The organism is Flavobacterium psychrolimnae, assembly GCF_003312425.1.
Lineage (GTDB): Bacteria > Bacteroidota > Bacteroidia > Flavobacteriales > Flavobacteriaceae > Flavobacterium > Flavobacterium psychrolimnae.
In genome coordinates, this window is sequence record NZ_QNUX01000001.1 from 280,664 (window position 1) to 300,074 (window position 19,411).

At 33.9% G+C, this 19,411-nt stretch carries 22 protein-coding genes; 8 read left to right on the plus strand and 14 right to left on the minus strand.

Going from position 1 to position 19,411, the window contains the following annotated elements; translation table 11 throughout:
* Positions 1-46: 46 nt before the first annotated feature.
* The 6 genes from DR980_RS01245 to DR980_RS01270 all read right to left on the minus strand — a co-directional run bounded on the left by DR980_RS01245 (position 47) and on the right by DR980_RS01270 (position 3,162).
* Positions 47-622, minus strand: coding sequence for a YciE/YciF ferroxidase family protein (locus DR980_RS01245; RefSeq protein WP_113633442.1), 576 nt, complete (start codon positions 620-622; stop codon positions 47-49).
* Between the two features lie 174 nt (positions 623-796).
* The gene (locus DR980_RS01250; protein ID WP_113633443.1) at positions 797-1,117 is read right to left on the minus strand and encodes a rhodanese-like domain-containing protein; all 321 of its coding nucleotides are present in this window, start codon (positions 1,115-1,117) and stop codon (positions 797-799) included.
* 1 nt (position 1,118) lies between these two features.
* A complete protein-coding gene (locus tag DR980_RS01255; protein ID WP_113633444.1) occupies positions 1,119-1,403 on the minus strand; it encodes a rhodanese-like domain-containing protein in 285 nt (94 codons plus the stop codon).
* A gap of 161 nt (positions 1,404-1,564) precedes the next feature.
* The gene (gene uraH / locus DR980_RS01260; protein ID WP_113633445.1) at positions 1,565-1,972 is read right to left on the minus strand and encodes a hydroxyisourate hydrolase; all 408 of its coding nucleotides are present in this window, start codon (positions 1,970-1,972) and stop codon (positions 1,565-1,567) included.
* 18 nt (positions 1,973-1,990) lie between these two features.
* Positions 1,991-2,530, minus strand: coding sequence for a heme-binding protein (locus DR980_RS01265; protein WP_113633446.1), 540 nt, complete (start codon positions 2,528-2,530; stop codon positions 1,991-1,993).
* A 62-nt stretch (positions 2,531-2,592) separates the two neighbouring features.
* Complete coding sequence (locus tag DR980_RS01270; protein WP_113633447.1) at positions 2,593-3,162, minus strand: Crp/Fnr family transcriptional regulator; 570 nt, start codon at positions 3,160-3,162, stop codon at positions 2,593-2,595.
* A 372-nt stretch (positions 3,163-3,534) separates the two neighbouring features.
* Between DR980_RS01270 and DR980_RS01275 the strand changes: the two genes are divergently transcribed.
* Positions 3,535-3,912: a hypothetical protein gene (locus DR980_RS01275; RefSeq protein WP_113633448.1), complete on the plus strand. Its 378-nt coding sequence runs from the start codon at positions 3,535-3,537 to the stop codon at positions 3,910-3,912.
* A 105-nt stretch (positions 3,913-4,017) separates the two neighbouring features.
* On the opposite strand, the gene DR980_RS01280 is transcribed toward DR980_RS01275, so the two are convergent.
* On the minus strand, positions 4,018-4,455 hold the full coding sequence (locus DR980_RS01280) for a DoxX family protein (RefSeq protein ID WP_113633449.1): 438 nt from the start codon (positions 4,453-4,455) through the stop codon (positions 4,018-4,020).
* A gap of 211 nt (positions 4,456-4,666) precedes the next feature.
* Here DR980_RS01280 and DR980_RS01285 point away from each other — a divergent pair, with 211 nt between their 5' ends.
* Positions 4,667-5,515 carry an alpha/beta hydrolase gene (locus DR980_RS01285; protein WP_113633632.1) on the plus strand — a complete coding sequence of 283 codons (849 nt, stop codon included), beginning with the start codon at positions 4,667-4,669 and terminating at the stop codon, positions 5,513-5,515.
* A 66-nt stretch (positions 5,516-5,581) separates the two neighbouring features.
* On the opposite strand, the gene DR980_RS01290 is transcribed toward DR980_RS01285, so the two are convergent.
* The 6 genes from DR980_RS01290 to DR980_RS01320 form a co-directional block, all read right to left on the minus strand.
* Positions 5,582-6,001 carry a DoxX family protein gene (locus tag DR980_RS01290; RefSeq protein ID WP_113633450.1) on the minus strand — a complete coding sequence of 140 codons (420 nt, stop codon included), beginning with the start codon at positions 5,999-6,001 and terminating at the stop codon, positions 5,582-5,584.
* Between the two features lie 88 nt (positions 6,002-6,089).
* Entirely contained in the window at positions 6,090-6,485 is a 396-nt protein-coding gene (locus tag DR980_RS01295; protein WP_113633451.1) for a ribosomal maturation YjgA family protein, read from the minus strand.
* A gap of 184 nt (positions 6,486-6,669) precedes the next feature.
* A complete protein-coding gene (locus DR980_RS01300; protein ID WP_113633452.1) occupies positions 6,670-7,584 on the minus strand; it encodes a helix-turn-helix domain-containing protein in 915 nt (304 codons plus the stop codon).
* A 54-nt stretch (positions 7,585-7,638) separates the two neighbouring features.
* Positions 7,639-8,676 carry an aldo/keto reductase gene (locus DR980_RS01305; protein WP_113633453.1) on the minus strand — a complete coding sequence of 346 codons (1,038 nt, stop codon included), beginning with the start codon at positions 8,674-8,676 and terminating at the stop codon, positions 7,639-7,641.
* 205 nt (positions 8,677-8,881) lie between these two features.
* The gene (locus tag DR980_RS01310) at positions 8,882-9,418 is read right to left on the minus strand and encodes a GNAT family N-acetyltransferase (protein ID WP_113633454.1); all 537 of its coding nucleotides are present in this window, start codon (positions 9,416-9,418) and stop codon (positions 8,882-8,884) included.
* A gap of 641 nt (positions 9,419-10,059) precedes the next feature.
* Positions 10,060-10,854, minus strand: coding sequence for a hypothetical protein (locus DR980_RS01320; protein ID WP_113633456.1), 795 nt, complete (start codon positions 10,852-10,854; stop codon positions 10,060-10,062).
* A gap of 530 nt (positions 10,855-11,384) precedes the next feature.
* On the opposite strand from DR980_RS01320, the gene tgt reads away from it, so the two are divergent.
* From tgt to DR980_RS01350, 6 genes are all read left to right on the plus strand, one after another.
* Entirely contained in the window at positions 11,385-12,515 is a 1,131-nt protein-coding gene (gene tgt, locus DR980_RS01325) for a tRNA guanosine(34) transglycosylase Tgt (RefSeq protein ID WP_091171344.1), read from the plus strand.
* A gap of 76 nt (positions 12,516-12,591) precedes the next feature.
* On the plus strand, positions 12,592-13,680 hold the full coding sequence (locus DR980_RS01330) for an LptF/LptG family permease (RefSeq protein WP_113633457.1): 1,089 nt from the start codon (positions 12,592-12,594) through the stop codon (positions 13,678-13,680).
* Entirely contained in the window at positions 13,667-14,554 is an 888-nt protein-coding gene (locus tag DR980_RS01335) for a DMT family transporter (RefSeq protein WP_113633458.1), read from the plus strand. The genes DR980_RS01330 and DR980_RS01335 overlap by 14 nt, the downstream gene beginning before the upstream one ends.
* 115 nt (positions 14,555-14,669) lie before the next feature.
* Positions 14,670-15,623, plus strand: a complete 954-nt coding sequence (locus tag DR980_RS01340) for an acetyl-CoA carboxylase carboxyltransferase subunit alpha (protein ID WP_113633459.1) — start codon at positions 14,670-14,672, stop codon at positions 15,621-15,623.
* Between the two features lie 151 nt (positions 15,624-15,774).
* Positions 15,775-17,319, plus strand: a complete 1,545-nt coding sequence (gene dnaB, locus DR980_RS01345; protein WP_091171360.1) for a replicative DNA helicase — start codon at positions 15,775-15,777, stop codon at positions 17,317-17,319.
* A 962-nt stretch (positions 17,320-18,281) separates the two neighbouring features.
* Entirely contained in the window at positions 18,282-18,788 is a 507-nt protein-coding gene (locus DR980_RS01350) for a tetratricopeptide repeat protein (protein ID WP_113633460.1), read from the plus strand.
* An 85-nt stretch (positions 18,789-18,873) separates the two neighbouring features.
* On the opposite strand, the gene DR980_RS01355 is transcribed toward DR980_RS01350, so the two are convergent.
* On the minus strand, positions 18,874-19,410 hold the full coding sequence (locus DR980_RS01355; RefSeq protein WP_113633461.1) for a DUF4252 domain-containing protein: 537 nt from the start codon (positions 19,408-19,410) through the stop codon (positions 18,874-18,876).
* Position 19,411 lies beyond the last annotated feature (1 nt).

Below are 19,411 nucleotides of genomic sequence, written 5' to 3' on the forward strand. Positions count from 1 at the left end.
TTTAAGTAGTAGGAAAAACAGTGATTAAGCTGTTTTAGTATCAAAATTATGCTTTAATGTTTGTAATCGCATCTGCTTTGTGAGCTTGATTGTTGATGGTTGACATTGCAATTCCGGTTAATGTTGCATCTGTTTTTTTCTTTTCATCGAGTGTCATTGCAAGCAAATTGGCAGCTTTGTTTTCTCCCAGTGTTTTAGCAAAGGCGTGCAAAGTACCATACGTTGCTATTTCGTAATGTTTCACTTTTTGTTCCGCAGCAATAATTCCTGCATCTCGTACTGCACCTATATCAGTTTCTTTAATTAGACCATCGGCTTCTTTTAGAATACCTTCCATGGCATCACATTTTTTTGCAGTTGGTTTCATACCATTCTCTTGAAAAATTTTCTCTAAGCGAGAAACATGTTCTTTCGATTCATTTAATTGGCTTTTTAATGAGTTTACTAATTCTGGTGTTGAAGCATTTTTCACCATATTTGGTAAGGTTTTAGTCAAAACTTTTTCAGACCAATAGATGTCTTTCAATCCATTTTCAAATAAATCTCTTAATCCATGTGCGGCATTGCTTTTTGCTTGCATAGCACCTTTTACATCTTCGTTTTTACTAATTGCAGTTCTCATAACGCTAGTTTTTTAAGATTAAATTGTATAGAAATAATAGATACTATTTTTCTATCTAACTCATTCACTTAAATTTTTTAAGTGGAATAAAATTAGATAAATTATAATTTAATCAACTGTTAATTAACTAATTGTAAATACGAATAGTATTATTTACTATTACCAAAAATTCTATTAGCGTACTATTTTATTTTTTAAACTGCTCCACCCTCCACCATTGTATACTGCAGTATAGCCATTAGATTTCAAAATGCTTTTTGCCGAGGCGCTTCGCATTCCAGAAGCGCAACAAGTAATTATAGGTTGGTTTTTATCTTTCAGTTTGAACAGATTGTTGCGTAGCGAATCCACGGGAATATTCAGGGAATCCTTAATGTGTCCTGCCAGATATTCTGCTTTGCTGCGCACATCAACGACAATAGCTCCGTTCTGAATTAATTCCGGATAATCGACTTTGGCGCCAAGCCCAAATATTTTTTTGAGTATGTTTATCATGTTACACGATTTGGGATTGAAGATAATTCACATCAAGCCACGAACCGCCATTGTAGCACTCGATTCCGTGCGCGGTCAGAAAAACTTGTGCCTGTCCGCTTCTATTTCCAGAGGCACAGCAAAGTACTAATGGTGCTTTGAGTTCCTGTATTTCCTGCATTCTATGCGGAATTTCATTCAACGGAATATTGATGGATCCCGCAACATGACCACCCATAAATTCATCATAGGAACGCACATCTACAATGGTTCCCAGTTTCTCTTTGATAATTTTTGCTACTTCCATTTTATTATTTTTTAACGATTATTCCCCTTTTGTATAAATTCTAATACTACAAAATTACGACTACGTAAGTTATGAATCATATTTATTTAACAACAAAATTCGGAAAGCATTTCGGGAATCGTTTGACTTTTTTTGGAACTTACAAAAATAATCAAACGAAACTAATTGCCTCTATATGTTGCATATCCATAGCTGGAAAGCGTGATGGGAACATGATAATGGTTGGTATCTTTAATTTGGAAAACAACCTCAATAAACGGATAAAAACTGTCTGTCTTTTTGCTTTTGAAATAGTCTGCTACCAAGAATCTAAGTTTATAAATTCCTTTTTTTGTTTCTTTATAATTCAGAAAATCGGTAATTCTACCATTTTTATCTGTTATTTTTTCATCCACATACGACCATATTTTAGTGGTTTCATCGTATTTTTCTAATACAACCGGGACGCCAATTGCAGCAGTTCCGCTGGAAATGTCTAAAATATGGCTAGACAATTGGTAGGTATTATTTTGAGAATAGCTTGCTGTTGCTACAGCCGTAAAAAGTAAACTAAATAGTAAATTTTTCATTTTTGTTTATGTTTAAAATTAATGAGTTGTGATTTGTGCGGTTGCAATTGCACCTGATTTGGCAATTAAATCATCGTTTTCAGGACTTCCACCTCCGATACCAATACTTCCAATGACTTTTTCGTTGTGCCAAAGCGGATAACCACCGCCTAATAATAGAAGTTCCGGCAATGTGGCTAAATTTTGGGTATCCGGATTTAATCTGGCATTTCTTGATAATAAAAGCGTGGGAGTTTTAGTAGATAATGCGGTGTACGCTTTTCTTCTGGCGGCTTCCGTATTGTGCGGTCCCACTTCGTCGCCACGAGTGAGGATGATAATTTGCCCTGATGCGTCCAATACTGCGATGGTAACATTTTTCCCCAAGCTTTTTGCTGCTTCTCGGGCTTGTTCTGTTATTTGAAATGCAGTTTTGAGCGTTAGCTGAACGGATTGGGTCGTATAATTTCCTTCTGTTTTGGTATTTAAATTAGTGAAATCGGTACTTTTTTTACTGCTGATTTGTGCCAACGAAAATAGCGGAATGAGGATTACTAAAAGATAAGAGTTGATTTTCATGATTAATTTTTTACAAAATTAAAAATGAGTCGTGTGAAAAAGCTTGTCCTATGTCAACGTTTTCAGAGTTTGGATTTTATTCTGCTTAAGGTAGAAGGAGAAATCCCTAAATAGGAAGCCGCCATTTGATTAGAAACACGCAATAAAAAATGAGGTTGGTTTTCAATAATCCATTTTACTTTTTCTAAGGCATCAAATCCCTGAAAACCGTAAATGCGTTTTTGAGCCGTTATAAAACCTAACTCCAGAATTGCTCTGTAAATCAGTCCAAATTCTGGTATTGCAGATACAAGATAATAAAAATCCGTTCTGGAAATCACCAATAATTCTGATTTTTCTATCGTTTGTACGTATTCGTAAGCGGGCTGTTGATCAATAAAACTAGGTAAAGCTGTTCCAAAACCGCCTTCAAAAGCAAAAAATCGTGACGTTTCAATCCCTTCTTTATTAATAGTGAAAATTCTGATACAGCCTTTGTTTACAAAATAATATTGTTGGCAAATCTCCTCATAACGTACTAAAATTTCATTGCGCTTAGTTTGCATTGGTTTAAAAAAGGAACAGATGAAATCCATTTGTTCATCATTGATTTGTGCTCTGTTGCTGATATACTTTTTTAGTAATTCGTACATCTTATTGTGATTTAGTTTTTTTATTTTTTGAAAGTAAAGGTACAAACAATAGATTCTTGGCAAAGTAATTCAACATAAAGACGCGAAGCAGGTTGATACAGAAAAACTCAAAATGACTAATGATTAGCGTCAGATTATTCCATGACTTACCTATAATGAACTAGGAATACAGCAGTTTTTTTATTAAAGCCAAGAATCGATTTATTTTTAAAATAGTACAAATGAATTGTGTTAATTAAAAAGTAAATTCAGAACTAATTCCCTTTTTGTCAAAAAAATACGCTAATTTTAAAAGAATAAGTATTTGAATTGTCATTGCATGCTTTTTGACAATTTAATAATACAAATATTAATAAAAATAAATAGAATATAATGTCAGACAAAAGTAAAAAACAATTCGGAGTGTGGATGGATTCACATCATGCAACTATCGTAGGTAGAGAAAATGTAGATTCTGGAGATTTCGTAGTTTTAGGACACGAAAAAGAAGAAGGTCAAGGAGGAAATTCAAGTGAAAACGCGGCAAATAATGCAGAAAGAGATTCACTTCACAAGTTATTCAAAAACATTACTGCGCACATGCAAAATGTGGATGAATTACACATCACTGGACCTGGTGTTGCTCAAGAACAATTTATTAAATATTTGAGAGAAACTCCACAATACAAAAATGTACAGACAAAAAAAAGTACTTCTAATAAAATGAGCGATGAAAGTTTAATTGAATATGTGGCTTCACAATTCAACTAATCTCTCTGTGATAAATGTAGATAGGCTGTCCGCAAGGGCAGCCTATCTTGTTTGGTACAGTACCGTTTTGAAGTTTAAAAGGCAAAATATAGTGGACTTCTTTGTTTAATTTTTATTTTTCCTCCATGAATGCCAAGCGCCAGTTGACCATAAGGCTACTAGAATGAGAAGTGGTTGAAGTGGAAGTCTGAGCCATCTGGATAGTTCTGTATTGAGTCCGAAAGCATTTCTATGTTCGACCAACTGCGCAACATTTCCCGGAAAGACAAGAACAAAAAAAGCAGCTACAATCCATCCAACCTGGATGCGATACTTAAATAACAGAATTAGGGATAAACCTAAAACAATTTCAACTACTCCTGATATCAGAACCACTAAATCGGCGTTTACAGGAATCCACGGTGGTACTTGCGCTAAAAATTCTGTTCGACTCCAAGTAAGATGACTAATTCCAGCAGTGGTAAGGAATAATCCTAATATATACCGACTTATGTTTTGAGCTACACTTGTTTTTTCTAGATTTTGGGTATTTGTAGTGTTCATTTGTATTTAATTTTTTATGAAAATAAAGACAGAAAAGATGCTCTGATTATTTTATGGAGAAAAATTTTAGTAACATTCGTAAAAGAAAATTTAGAAGTAAATATAGTTGTATTAAAGGAAATGAAAAACGTTTTACTCAAGAAAACTACCTTTTAAATCTAAATTAAGTTTCGTAATTTTTTAAAATCTTATATTCGTAAAAAAAATGAATATGCGTTTCTCCTTCTTCGTTATCGTCTTACTGAATGCTTTTCTTTTAGTCAACTGTGGTTCAAAAAAAAATACTGATATCTCGTATCTCAATTCTACTGATAAAAACATTGCAAAACCACCACAACTGAATGTTTTTGTTCCCCGAAAATCAAGTGTGACAGCGGTTCCTGTTTTAATTTTTGTACACGGAGGAAATTGGAACAGCGGTCGGAAAGGGACGTATGATTTGTTGGGCAGAAATTTTGCAAGTAAAGGAGTGATTACAGTTATCCCAGATTATACATTGAGTCCTAAGGCTTCTTACGATGATATGACGCGGCAAATTGTGTCCGTAATTCAATGGACAAAAAAGAATATCAGCCAGTACAATGGTAATCCCAATTCGATTTACATCACGGGTCATTCGGCAGGCGGCCATCTTGGAGCTTTGGCCGTCATGAATCCGAAATATGGAATTGATTCTTCAACTATTGCCGGAATAATCCTGAATGATGCAGCAGGATTGGATATGAAAAATTATTTAGAAGGAAATCCACCAACGGAAAAAGACGATTATTTGGCAACTTGGACCTCAAATCCGGAGCAATGGAAAGATGCTTCGCCTATTTATTTTTTAAATAAAAACACGCCACCTTTTTTAATTTATGTTGGAGACAAAACATATAATTCCATAAAAATTGCCAACAGTCGTTTTATAACTGCTTTGCAACCTTTCCAACCCGATGTGACACCAATACGGTTGAATAAAAAGCACGTCCCAATGGTGCTTCAGTATTTCTCGCCTTGGAGCAATCGCTTTTATGAAATTATTGCTTTTATGAAGCTGCACAATAAGAAAAAACCTTAACCATACTGATAGGAGCAGCATGATTAAGGTAATGATATTTAAATCCTAAGAATAAGAAGAATCGGTTTATGCTTTTCTCTTCAAAACAGCATCAACAGAATATTTACCGCCGCCCAATAAAAACAGCGCGCAATAAGACAGTAAATACAGTAATGCAGATTCCATAGTTCCCAAATCATCATTGATGTGAACAATAAATACGGCAACCGCCATGGTTATAATAAGCGGAATCAACGCCAGTCTGGTCCATAATCCAATTACTAGTAATGCGGAGCACAAAACTTCGGCAAAAACGGTCAAAGCTAATGATGCCGGAATTCCGATGCCTATTGGATCACCAAATTCCATGTTGCCATCCATTAACTTCATCAATTTTGGAATACCATGACTCAACATCAATAAACCAAATGTTAATCGTAAAATAAGCGAAGCCCAATCTGTTGCATTAGCGGACCATGAACTTGAGGAAAATAATTTTCGAATCATATTTTTTAAGTTTTTAAAATCGTGTTCAGACAAACATAAGATTTTTTCACAAGAATTTGCTGCATGAAATAACGTATTTTACCGAAAGTTACATCTGGTTATGGATTTTATTCTTTCGTTTTAAATGGAATGTTTCAATTCCAATTACGGTTAAAATTCCAAGAACGTAGGCAAGCAAATCCATCCATGCAAATGAATTCCCGAGCACAACTCTTGCAATTTTAGTATGTTGAAGTCCCAGTTTTTCCACCATGTTGAAATACTGCGCGATTTCGATACCGAATGAAAAAACCAATACAAGACTTGCAGCTACCAAAACCGAAACTTTTACAAAGGATTTCACAAAACAATAGAGTAAAATAACCACTAAAAAATCTCCGAAATAAGGTCTTATAAAGTCATCATGAACATACATAGCAATGGCGATTTCTGTCAGGAAAAGTAAAATTGTAAGTATAAAATAGTTGCGGTTGAATTGAAACATTTTGCGGTGAAATTATCTAGGATTTTACTTTTTATAGCATTCGTTTTTGTTGCTCACTAATTTGTATTGTTTTTTCAATACTGATTTTTGTATTTCATCATTGGAAATTGTCTATTTTTTATGTTCAGTAAGACAAAAGTATTCGGGAGCATAAAAATAATATTAGTTTCATAAACTTAATACTTTAATTAAATGTTTGTCTGTACTCCATTGGTGTCAAATTGGTTTTATTCTTGAATAGTTTGCTAAATGACTGAGGATACTCAAAACCTAATTGATAGGCAATTTCACTTACCGTCAGGTTTGTAGTTGTTAAAATTTCTTTCGCTTTTTCAATAAGCTTCTCGTGTATATGTTGCTGTGTATTTTGGCCTGTCAAGCTTCGCAACATATCGCTTAAATAGGAAGAGGAAACATGGAGTTCATTTGCTAATTTTTCAACTGTTGGTATTGGCAAATCTGAATCGAGATTAAAATGTTTGTCTAATATGTTTTCAAAATTGGACAGCAAATCGGTAGTAGCCATTTTTCTTGTAATAAATTGTCTGCTGTAAAAACGATTGCAATAATTTAAAAGCAATTCAAGGTTTGAAACAATTACATCTTGACTAAAATTATCTAATCTTGAACTTATTTCCGTTTGAATATTCTGAACGATTGCTTCAATTATTTTTTCTTCTTCGTCTGAAAGATGAAGTGCTTCGTTTACTTCGTATGAAAAATATCCATAGTTTTTAATCGCTTTTCCTAATGGGTATTGCCTTATTAAATCGGGGTGAAATAATAATGACCAACCATCACTGTTTCTATTTTCTTCACTATCTACACTAATTATTTGATTTGGCGCAATAAAAGACATTGTCCCATCGTCAAAGTCATACTCGTTTTTACCATATTTTAATATCCCTTTAAAACTCCTTTTTAGTGTTATGTTGTAAAAATCAAATAATAATTTTCCATTTTGAGATTGATTAGTATTTGATTTTATAGAATGGTCAATAACAGTAATCAATGGATTCAACGGACTATTCAATCCCATCAAAGAATGTAATGCTGCAACCGAATTCAGTTTTTTTATATTTTGCTCTTTGTTTTTCATAAGTAAAATAAGTAGACAGTGGTTTATACTGCCTACTTTGTTATTTTAGTAAAATTAAGCATTTTGAAAATCAACTCCTGCACTTCTGTCCATTGTCATTATTTCCAAAACATTTCCGGGATATTCAGCAGGCAATTTGCTTACTTCGTTCAGCTGATTTAATTCCTCTGGCGTAAATAGAACAGCAACAGATTTTAAGTTGTCCTGAAGTTGATGTATTTTGGTTGCACCAATAATAATGCTGCTTACTACCGGCTGATGTAACAACCAAGCCAACGCCAATTGCGAAACTGAAACTTGTTTTGTCTCTGCCATTGGTGTAAGCACATCTAAAACATCATACGCTCTTTCTTCGTGAAAAGGCGGAAACGGAAAATTATTTAGTCTTCCTTCTTCATTCTGTCCGTTTCTTTTATACTTTCCGGTAAGCAAACCACCACTTAAAGGACTCCAAACCATCATTCCCACTCTTTGGTCTTCAAGCATAGGTATAATTTCACGTTCTGCATCTCTTACATCCAAGGAGTAATTTGCTTGTAAAGAAGCAAACCTGTCTAAATGATTGTACTGAGAATAAGCCAAGCCTTTCACTAATTGCCAAGCCATAATATTACTTGCGCCAAAATACCTAATTTTTCCGCTTCGCACTAAATCATCTAATGTTCTGATGGTTTCTTCAATGGGCGTTAGTGGGTCTGCCGTGTGAATTTGGTACAAGTCGATATAATCTGTACCAAGCCTTTTTAAACTTCCTTCAACTTGTTGGATAATGTGCTTTTTTGAAAGCCCCAAGTCGTTTTGGCTTTTGCCCATAGTACCTCTCACTTTTGTAGACAAAACCAAGTCGTCCCTGTTAATTGAAAGGTTTTTGATTGCCTTGCCAATCATAATTTCCGAAAGTCCCTCGGAGTAAATGTTTGCTGTGTCAATAAAATTAACACCTGCTTCGGTTACAATTTTAATTTGTTCATCCACTGCATTTTGATCAAGGTTACCCATATAGCCGAAAAAACCTTTTCCGCCATAGTTCATTGTCCCTAAACAAAGTGTTGAAACTTTCAAACCTGTATTTCCTAAAATTTTGTACTTCATTTTTTTATGTATTAGTGAAGTGCAAAGGTTAGAACTTTATCATATTTGAATGTGTCCAAAACGCAGTTGTTTGTGTTCAAAATGAGGTTTGATTTTTTTTGTTATTTGCATACTGCTGTGGGTACAGTTTGCAGAATTGGGCTAACGATTTTGGTATATCAGGGCGGTACGATTTTTTCAATTTATTTTTTTAGTTAACTTATCATTAAGTTGTCTTCACTTTTGCATAAATATCAAGACTTATAAACTTGCCATTTTTAATTTCACATTCTTTCATTCTTCCTTCGTGTTGGAAATCCAGTTTAGCCATTGCGTTTTTACAATTCTTATTTTCTGACTCTACAAATCCTTCAATTCTATGAAGTTCTAAATTATCAAATCCATAATTACAAATTAACGGCATCGCTTCTTTCATAATTCCGTTACCCCAAAACTCTGAAATTAACCAAAATCCTATTTCTGCTTTTTTATGTTCTTTATTTAAACTGCTTAGTCCACCTGCTCCATAAAAGATCTTGTTGTCTGCAGAGCAAACAGCCCACCAAATTCCCGTTTCGTTTTTTTCAAGGTCAGCGAAAAAAGTCATTTGTTCTTTCGTTGCTTCCAATGTTTGAAAACTCACTCCATAATATTTAATAATCTCTGGATGCGAAAGTCCTTTGAAAACATTTTCAAGGTCGTTCTCAACAAATTGTCGAAGTAAAAGTTTTTCGGTTTTTATTATTGGAAATTCTGTCGTCATTATACTCCTTTTATGTCAATTGATGGTTGTCTTCTTGGTCATCATAGCCTGACTGCTAACGTTTCGCCTCTTTGAGATGGCTGTAAGTTCGTAACCGCTCGGTTTTAGGATTTATGAAAACTTGATGCGAAACGTAAATATGAATTTACTATAAAATTCCCAATCTTGCCAAACGCCTGTTATACCAGGTTGTTTTTTCTACTTTTCATTTCTGGGCAAAATAAAAATTCTAAAGAATTCATTTGAAATTTTTAAAAAACAGAATATAGAACCTAATATTATTGGTAAAACAAAGTAGCTCTTGTAAAATATTAATTGATAGTCAAATATAGAGAACGAAAATTCTTTTGGGAAAGTTAGAAGAAGAACGACAGATATTAATTCATAGTTGATTGCATATTTAAAATAAGACTTTAGTCTATGAAGCTCCGTTTTATATGATTTGTTTTTATTGTCATAAAGCACATTTACAATTCTTGAATTAAACAATATAGAAATTGCAGTTATTTGGAAACCAATAAGTATAGAAAGAAATGTAATTAAGTCTGAAAATTGCCCATAGTATTTAGGTAAAATTAAATAACCAATTGGAATTGATAATAATAGAATTAAAATAAAATATGTTTTATCTATACCTTTCATTAATTTGTTGTTTTACTAATTAACTCATTTTTAATTGCTTCATGTTCATAAATACCTTCATTGTTTTTTCTACAATTTATGAAAATTTGATTAGTAAAAGAATCAACATTATAAATAGTTTCTAGACCACTTTCATCCAACCCACAAATTACTAGTTTTTCTATTTTATGTTCTTGCTTTGATAAATGCAAGAACTTTAAAAATTCTTTTATAGCACTTTGTTTATAAGTTGCTTCAAGTGTAAAAGTTTCTGGTGCTGATGTTCCTGTTAAATCTTCAAGTGCTTTAAATTGTCTACTATCAACGCTAAATAAATTATTGAACCCAGTAAATTTAATCTTATTAACACTTTCTATTATAGTTATAAATTTATCAAAATCTACAATCAATCTTTTCGCAAAAAAGATATTACCTGATTTTTCAGATAATATCTTACTCATTAATTTAATATGTTTTGAATTTGATAAATATAAAAGTTTAGATTCAAATGAATAGAATAAAAATGATTGATGAGTTAATTCAACTTGAGTTCCTTTTCTTTTGTTTTTTTCTTCTTTATGAGTTTCAATATCTACCCAATTTTCTCTGTGTGGGTTAGGTTTTCCATATTCTGAAACTAGCCAAAAATATTCATCATTTAATTCTGTGTATGATTTGTAAAAAGTGTTATTTTCTGAATATTCAAATTCGCTTGGAATATTTATTAAATTTTCTTTTTTAACTTCATTAAACCTTAGAGCGTCATTACTAGATTCATGAATTAATTGTAATGTTGTAAAAGATAATTTATCCATATTTTTCGGTTTAGAAAATGCTTATTCAGATACGTATTCGGCAATGTGGTATAACTAGTATATACGCTAAACAAACGTTCGTATATAAACCCAAACACTTGTACATTGGCGAAGGTTTGTTTCGCGTTATAGATTTTCAAATATATTAAAATTTTCTTACAAATCATCATAAGAATTTTTAATTTACTGGATGTGTTTTGAATATAAATGGGAAGATTTTAGTTCTTATTACACCTGTTTTGCGTGAGGGATAACAGTGGAAATCCTTTTATGAAGCACAGCGGAATAAAAGATTGAAACGAATAGCCCGACCTTTTTAGGGCACGCCCAAAACCATTTACTAAACGATACGTGTATTTTTGAACACTATGATTGTCTCATTTTTTTCTTAAAAAGCAGGCGTAATTTGGTTGTTATCCCGATAGCTTTCGGGACACTTTTTTACTTTATGGGATGATAAACATTTTTTTGATGTAGATTTCAAATTAACCTATCTTTGCCAGCCGAACAATCGGGTGAAATACGTTACTATGAAGTTTGATTTATTAAAAAAAGATCCGCAGTCCAAAGCCAGAGCGGGAAGTATTACTACTGATCACGGGGTGATTGAAACTCCAATTTTTATGCCTGTGGGTACCGTAGCTTCGGTAAAAGGAGTGCATCAACGGGAACTGAAAGAAGACATTAACCCGGATATTATCCTGGGAAATACCTACCACTTATATTTGCGACCACAAACGGAAATCCTGGAGAAAGCCGGTGGTTTGCATAAATTCATGAACTGGGACCGTAATATTTTGACGGATTCTGGTGGCTACCAAGTGTATTCACTTTCGGCCAATAGAAAAATTAAGGAAGAAGGAGTGAAATTCAAATCGCATATTGACGGTTCATACCACTTTTTTACACCAGAAAATGTGATGGAAATTCAACGTACCATTGGTGCCGATATTATCATGGCTTTTGATGAGTGTACGCCGTATCCATGTGATTACAACTACGCGAAACGCTCCATGAAAATGACGCATCGTTGGCTGGACCGTTGCATCAATCATTTAGACACGCAGCCTGTAAAATACGGTTACGATCAAGCTTTTTTCCCAATTGTTCAGGGAAGCTGTTATAAGGATTTGCGTCAGCAGTCAGCGGAATATATTGCAAATTCAAATCAAGTAGGAAACGCTATTGGTGGACTTTCAGTAGGGGAACCTGCCGAAGAAATGTACGCGATGACCGAAGTGGTTTGCGAAATTTTGCCGGAAGACAAACCGCGTTACCTGATGGGCGTAGGAACTCCGATCAATATTTTGGAAAATATTGCCCTTGGAATCGACATGTTTGACTGTGTGATGCCAACGCGTAACGCCAGAAACGGAATGTTGTTTACTGCAAATGGTACGATCAATATCAAAAATAAAAAGTGGGAAGCTGATTTCTCTCCAATTGACGAAATGGCAATCACTTACGTGGATACGGAATACACGAAAGCATATTTGCGCCACCTTTTTGCTGCCAATGAATACTTGGGAAAACAAATTGCCACGATACACAATCTTGGTTTTTATATGTGGTTGGTTCGTGAAGCCAGAAAACATATCTTAGCGGGCGATTTCAGACCTTGGAAAGAAATGATGGTGAAAAATATGAGCCAACGTTTGTAAAAAAAATGTTTAAGGTTTAAAGTTTAACGTTCCAGCGCTGACTTTAAACCTTAAACTTTAAACCTTAAACAAAAACATGTTAACAATAATAGACAAATACATCCTAAAAAGATATTTAGCCACATTTGCGGTGATGCTGTTGTTGTTTATCCCCATAGGAATCGTTGTGGATGTCTCCGAGAAGATCAATAAAATGCTGGAAAATAAAGTTCCGTTTTTAGAGATTGCTCTTTATTACTACAACTTTACGGTTTATTTTGCCAATTCCCTTTTTCCGATATTTTTGTTTTTATCGGTGATTTGGTTCACGTCAAAACTGGCGAATGATACTGAGATTATTGCCATTTTAAGTTCGGGGATTTCATTTACACGATTTTTAAGACCGTATATTATAGGTGCTTCCATTGTTTCAGTTTTTGTATTATTAATGGGTTTCTTTGTCGTTCCGGCGGCCAGTGAAGGTTTTAATAATTTCAGATATACGTACTTGAAAGGAGGCGGAAAAGAAGCGATGCGTGGTGATAATACGGATGTGTATCGCCAGATCAACGACAATGAGTTTATTTATGTAAACAGTTTCAATACGGAATCTAAAATTGCTTTTAGTTTCTCTTTGGAGAAATTTAAGAACGAGAAATTAGTCCATAAAATAACGGCCAGCAGAATCAAATGGAATCCAAAGGACAGCACCTACACGATGTATGATTACACGAAAAGAACGGTAGGTGAACTGAATGATAAAATTGAAAAGCTGCCGGAAAAAAAGGCTGTTTTTACTTTTGATTTAGAGGATTTGACACCTGTAGTATATATTGCGGAAACGTTGAGCTTAGGAAAACTGAATGCTTTTATCGAAAAAGAAAGAGAAAGAGGTTCCTCTAATATCAACGTGTATTTAGTGGTTTTGTATAAAAAATACAGCGTTCCGGTATCGGCATTTATCCTTACCATTATTGCTGTAGCCGTTTCTTCGATGAAGCGTAGAGGCGGAATGGGAACAAATCTAGCCATTGGAATTGCACTGGCTTTTGCCTTTGTGTTTTTTGATAAAATCTTTGGTGTATTAGCCGAAAAATCCAGTATTCCACCAATGTTAGCGGTTTGGTTGCCCAATATTGCTTTTGGAATTTTAGCCATTTATTTACTACGAAATGCAAAACGATAATTTAAAAAGTTATTTAAACCTCCATTTGATTGTTTTTATTTGGGGTTTTACTGCCATTTTAGGCGCTTTAATCACCATAACAGCAGATGCTTTGGTTTGGTATCGCATGTTTTTTGCAGCTGTTTTTTTAGCGTTGTTTTTGGTTTTTAAAAAGCAATCGTTTCGAATTCCCTTAAAATCGTTCCTCAAATTGATTTTCGTCGGATTATTGATTGCGTTACACTGGATCTTTTTTTTCAAAGCGATTCATGTTTCTAATGTGTCGATAACACTGTCGGTTTTTTCATTGGGCGCTTTTTTCGCATCTATTTTAGAACCTTTATTTTATGGTCGAAAGGTTTTGTGGTATGAAGTCTTTTTTGGACTTATAATAATCGCTGGATTAGCACTGATTATGAAGGTCGAAATCAATTACCTTGATGGAATGTTGTACGCTTTGGCATCCATCATATTAGGTGTTTTGTTCACGCTGATGAACGGAAAACTGATTGCGGATCACGATCCTTCGGTAATCTCATTTTATGAATTTTTGGCGGGCGTTGCCTTCATCACTATTTACTTTTTATTTCAAGGGAAATTTACATTGGACTTTTTTGTATTGACCGCTAATAATTGGATTTTAATCCTGATTTTAGCCTCGGTTTGTACTGCGTATGCTTTTACGGCATCGGTGAAAGTAATGCAAAAACTAACTCCGTACACGGTCATGCTGACTACGAATTTAGAGCCGGTTTACGGAATTGTATTGGCGTATTTCATCCTTGGCGGAAAAGAGAAGATGAGTTTTGAATTTTATATTGGCGCACTGATAATTGTAATTACGGTAATCCTGAATGGTGCGATTAAACACTACCAAAAGGGCAAAACAGTTTAAGAGTTCCCTGGTTTATTGAAGCAAACTTTTACACATAAATAGAATATTTACCTTTTCGAACGATTTAAAATTTTATATTTGCGGTTCGAAATAAAAACAAAAACGCAAAAATCCTATGGAATATTTAGATTTTGAGCTTCCAATAAAAGAACTAGAAGATCAGTTAGACAAATGTCTCATTATTGGTCAGGAATCAGATGTTGATGTAACGAATACTTGCAAACAAATCAGCAAGAAACTAGAAGAGACTAAAAGGAATATTTATAAAAATTTAACGGCTTGGCAACGTGTTCAGTTATCTCGTCATCCTAATAGGCCTTATGTACTAGAGCATATTACTAATCTTACTAAAGGTACATTTCTTGAACTTTTTGGAGACAGAGGGTTTAAAGATGACAAAGCCATGATAGGTGGTTTAGGGCAAATTAATGGACAATCGTTTATGTTTGTAGGTCAGCAAAAAGGGATCAATACTAAAATGCGTCAGTTCCGTAATTTTGGGATGGCAAATCCAGAAGGCTATAGGAAAGCGTTGCGCTTGATGAAAATGGCTGAAAAATTTGGTATTCCAGTGGTCACTCTTATTGATACTCCGGGAGCTTATCCAGGATTAGAAGCAGAAGAACGCGGACAAGGAGAAGCTATTGCCCGAAACATATTTGAAATGATTCGCTTAAAAGTGCCTATTATCACCGTTATTGTTGGTGAAGGAGCTTCTGGTGGTGCATTAGGAATAGGAGTTGGTGACAAAGTATATATGATGGAAAACACTTGGTATTCCGTTATTTCGCCAGAATCTTGTTCTTCTATTTTATGGAAAAGCTGGGAATACAAAGAACAGGCTGCTGAGGCTTTGAAATTGACTTCGGCTGACATGAAAAAGCAAAAATTAGTAGATGATATTATTCCAGAACCTTTAGGTGGAGCACACTACGACAGAGAAACTGCTTTCAAAACCGTAGAGCAATATATTATGAAAGGTTTTAATGAGTTGAAAGACTTATCAACAGAAGAATTAATTGCCCAAAGGATGGATAAATACAGCAAAATGGGCGAATATAAAGAGTAAAATCTTACAATTTTACATATAATCCGTCTCGCCCTAGAACCTAGAACGAGACGGGTTTTTTTTGGGTTATAAACAAAAAATAGTTAGTTATGAACATTTATTTATAACAACTCGACAACCATATTTTTTTAATTTTCGTTACTTTCGCTCTATGGAAAACTTCAGAAATATTAATCCTGTGAAGGTTGATAAAACTACTATTATAAGCCTTGAAAAAGGAAAATTGCAACCGCAGGTTCTCGATTTAGAGGAGGCTGTATTGGGTGCTATGATGATTGATAAAAAAGGGGTGGATGATGTAATTGACATTTTACAGCCCGATGCTTTTTACAAAGAAGCACACAAACATATTTTTGAAGCTATCGTTCAACTGTTTACAGAAACGCAGCCTATTGACTTATTAACCGTTTCTGCCCAACTGAAGAAAAATGCAAAATTGGATTTGGCAGGAGGCGATTTTTATTTAATTCAGCTTACGCAAAAGATATCGTCTTCGGCACACATTGAATTTCACTCCAGAATTATACTTCAAAAATTTATTCAGCGTAGTTTGATTCGGATTTCGACTGAAATTATCGAAGATTCTTACGACGAAACAACGGATGTTTTTGATTTATTAGACAGAGCCGAATCTAAATTATACGAGGTTACACAAGGTAATATCAAACGAAGTTCTGAAACGGCACAAAGTTTAGTATTGCAAGCTAAAAAACGTATTGAGGAAATTGCCGGTCAAGAAGGATTGAGTGGTGTTGCCACTGGTTTCGACAAGTTAGACAAGATTACTTCTGGTTGGCAACCGAGTGATTTAATTATTATAGCGGCTAGACCTGCAATGGGTAAAACCGCATTCGTATTATCGATGGCCAGAAATATGGCAATTGATTTCGGAATGCCCGTAGCTTTGTTTTCTCTGGAGATGGCATCCGTTCAGTTAATCACCCGTTTAATTTCTTCGGAAACAGGTTTGTCATCGGAGAAATTGCGTACTGGAAAATTAGAAAAACACGAATGGGAACAGTTGAGTACTAAAGTTAAAAATTTAGAAAAAGCACCATTATTTATTGATGATACGCCTTCCCTATCGATTTTTGATTTACGTGCAAAAGCCAGACGTTTGGTATCGCAACATGGAATCCGAATTATCATTGTCGATTATTTACAATTGATGACGGCCGGTGGAAATGGAAAAGGCGGTGGAAATAGAGAGCAGGAGATTTCAACGATTTCCCGAAATTTAAAAGCTTTAGCCAAGGAATTGAACGTTCCTGTAATTGCACTTTCGCAATTGTCGCGTGCGGTAGAAACGCGTGGATCCAGCAAAAGACCTTTATTATCTGATTTACGTGAATCGGGAGCGATTGAGCAAGATGCCGATATTGTATCTTTTTTATACCGTCCCGAATATTACAAAATTGACGAATGGGATGATGATGAAGCATCACCTACAGCCGGTCAGGCAGAAATAATGATTGCAAAACACCGTAATGGTAGTATTGAAAACGTGCGATTGAAGTTTATTGGACATTTAGGAAAATTTGATAATCTGGAAGATTACAGTGGTGGCTATGATGATTTACCATCCAGTATGAATCAGGATGACAATCCTTTTATTACTAAAAATTTACCATCTGCTAATGATGCTTTTGGAAGTAATTTGAATGATCCGGATGATGATAGCGACGTTCCTTTTTAGAAAATGAAACAAGTGAGCTCTATTTTTATAGTATAGAATAGTACAAAGCCTAAATCATGATAGACTGTACCCAAAAGTTTAGATAAATTTATAATTAATTTGGATAAAAATGAGCTCGATATATTATCGAGCTCATTTTGCTTAAATTTGATTTGATTTTTTCGTTATTATATTAATTAATATACTTATTGATTTCTTGTTTTAATTGTTACATAGATTTGAATTTTTGAATATAAAACATTTCAGAATTTAATATTCCAAAGAATTTTTCGATAATAGCATTATCTAGACAATTTCTTTTTTTTTGACATACTGAACCTAATATTTAAAGTGGATATACCGTTAAGAATAAATTTAATATTTTTTGCTAGCTATATTACTTTGTCATAGTATACTAAAGATCTTCAAATCTTCTAAAAAGGTTCGAGAATTCTCCCAACAGAGTCACAAAAGCAAATGCTTCTGAAAAATCAAGTTTACTTGACGATTTCAGAAGCATTTTTATTTAAAAAAAAAATCGCTTTATAGAAATTAAGAAGAATCTAACTGTTAAGTTTTAAAAAATTTTCCCTAAAGTATTTAAAAAAAACATAACCATCAAAATTCCCACAGATAAGCTTCCTGCAAACAAAAAGAAAGTTCCAATGTATAAAAATGCTGTATTATTTTTTTCTTTCACAGTTTTGTTATTTTGTCTTTCTGGTGCTGTGCTTCCCATCTTTAGTATTGTATTAATTTGATAGATAATGATCCAATTAAAATCTTTATTAATGCAAAATTACAGGTTATAAAAGGCTTTCACAATACCAACTTTTAGTGATTTTTTGATCAAAATCGGTTCTTTAAAATAAAATCGATTTCTATTCGTTAATAAAATAACTAAAAAAAGAATTGTACCTTTATCTAATCGTTCACCCATTTATTATTAAAGAAATTACCCCAATTTCAAACCTTAAATTTTTATGAAAAAATTAGTCCTACTCGTATTATTACTAAGTTCCTTTGCAGGATGGAGTCAAAATCCAATCGCTTACGACCTATTTGACAAAGCATTAAAGAAAGCAGAAGTCGGTAACACTAAAGGCGCTATCGATGACTACAGTAAAGCGATTCGAATTGATCCTTTGTTTGCCTCAGCTTATTTAAACAGAGCGCTTTTGAAACAAAAATTAGGCGATATCAAAGGCGCCTTAAACGATGTTAACACAACAATAAAAATAGAACCTAAAAGAAGCGATGCATACACTACAAGAGCCGATATAAACTATAAAGCTAAGGATTACAAGAGTACTATTGAAGATTGCACGATGTCTATCAGTTTAAACGAAAAGGATTATATCGCATATAATTTAAGAGGTCTTTCTAATTTTCATGCACAAAATAAGAAGAACGCTTGCGCCGATTTTACAAAAGCAATACAGTTGGGTAGTCAAAGTGCCGTTAAAAACAAAAAAATGTTCTGTAAATAATTCTTTTTCAAAAAATATTAGAATTCACCAAAAAAAAAGCGTCTTGAACTTAATCAAGACGCTTCACTTTTTTAGAGGAACTAATTTACTTACTCATTAATTGTTGCAGCGGTTTCAGTTGTTCCAAATCAATATTAGATTGTTGTAACACGCTCATCATTGTCATCACACTTGTCGGGTTCATGTCTTTGCCTAAAATGCGGACTACTGCAAAACCATTTTCTTTTTTATTAGCATAAAAAACAAATTCCTCGATGTGTTCATCAGTTCCTACAAAGCTCACAGAAGCACCTTCCTTTCCAGATCCAAATTTCATCAATTGCTGGTACTTTTTGTCCTTCAAAATTAAGTCAACTTTAGCGCGTTCCATTTCAAACTCCGCTTTGTTTTTATCATTTAATTTGAAAGCTAAAACATTCATCTTGTCAAAAGACTTTAAAGCATCATTTTGAGCTACTGACAATTTTGTTTTATCCACATTCAAAATACTAGGAGAAACATCGAGTGCAATAAAATTTTTGTTCTCTGTATTTTCTACAAAATACTTTTGCAACGTCGGTTCCGAATTGCAGCTGATCAGGAACAAACTAAACAGCAGTAAAATTCCATATCCTGTTTTCATC

Coding starts and splice junctions, on each gene's coding strand:
- DR980_RS01330 (WP_113633457.1), top strand. CDS start 12,592: ATGTTAACAATAATAGACAAATACATCCTAAAAAGATATTTAGCCACA.
- DR980_RS01290 (WP_113633450.1), bottom strand. CDS start 6,001: ATGATTCGAAAATTATTTTCCTCAAGTTCATGGTCCGCTAATGCAACA.
- uraH (WP_113633445.1), bottom strand. CDS start 1,972: ATGAAAAATTTACTATTTAGTTTACTTTTTACGGCTGTAGCAACAGCA.
- DR980_RS01275 (WP_113633448.1), top strand. CDS start 3,535: ATGTCAGACAAAAGTAAAAAACAATTCGGAGTGTGGATGGATTCACAT.
- DR980_RS01250 (WP_113633443.1), bottom strand. CDS start 1,117: ATGATAAACATACTCAAAAAAATATTTGGGCTTGGCGCCAAAGTCGAT.
- DR980_RS01280 (WP_113633449.1), bottom strand. CDS start 4,455: ATGAACACTACAAATACCCAAAATCTAGAAAAAACAAGTGTAGCTCAA.
- DR980_RS01340 (WP_113633459.1), top strand. CDS start 14,670: ATGGAATATTTAGATTTTGAGCTTCCAATAAAAGAACTAGAAGATCAG.
- DR980_RS01295 (WP_113633451.1), bottom strand. CDS start 6,485: ATGTTTCAATTCAACCGCAACTATTTTATACTTACAATTTTACTTTTC.
- DR980_RS01265 (WP_113633446.1), bottom strand. CDS start 2,530: ATGAAAATCAACTCTTATCTTTTAGTAATCCTCATTCCGCTATTTTCG.
- DR980_RS01255 (WP_113633444.1), bottom strand. CDS start 1,403: ATGGAAGTAGCAAAAATTATCAAAGAGAAACTGGGAACCATTGTAGAT.
- DR980_RS01355 (WP_113633461.1), bottom strand. CDS start 19,410: ATGAAAACAGGATATGGAATTTTACTGCTGTTTAGTTTGTTCCTGATC.
- DR980_RS01300 (WP_113633452.1), bottom strand. CDS start 7,584: ATGAAAAACAAAGAGCAAAATATAAAAAAACTGAATTCGGTTGCAGCA.
- DR980_RS01310 (WP_113633454.1), bottom strand. CDS start 9,418: ATGACGACAGAATTTCCAATAATAAAAACCGAAAAACTTTTACTTCGA.
- DR980_RS01350 (WP_113633460.1), top strand. CDS start 18,282: ATGAAAAAATTAGTCCTACTCGTATTATTACTAAGTTCCTTTGCAGGA.
- DR980_RS01320 (WP_113633456.1), bottom strand. CDS start 10,854: ATGGATAAATTATCTTTTACAACATTACAATTAATTCATGAATCTAGT.
- dnaB (WP_091171360.1), top strand. CDS start 15,775: ATGGAAAACTTCAGAAATATTAATCCTGTGAAGGTTGATAAAACTACT.
- DR980_RS01305 (WP_113633453.1), bottom strand. CDS start 8,676: ATGAAGTACAAAATTTTAGGAAATACAGGTTTGAAAGTTTCAACACTT.
- DR980_RS01270 (WP_113633447.1), bottom strand. CDS start 3,162: ATGTACGAATTACTAAAAAAGTATATCAGCAACAGAGCACAAATCAAT.
- DR980_RS01285 (WP_113633632.1), top strand. CDS start 4,667: ATGCGTTTCTCCTTCTTCGTTATCGTCTTACTGAATGCTTTTCTTTTA.
- DR980_RS01335 (WP_113633458.1), top strand. CDS start 13,667: ATGCAAAACGATAATTTAAAAAGTTATTTAAACCTCCATTTGATTGTT.
- tgt (WP_091171344.1), top strand. CDS start 11,385: ATGAAGTTTGATTTATTAAAAAAAGATCCGCAGTCCAAAGCCAGAGCG.
- DR980_RS01245 (WP_113633442.1), bottom strand. CDS start 622: ATGAGAACTGCAATTAGTAAAAACGAAGATGTAAAAGGTGCTATGCAA.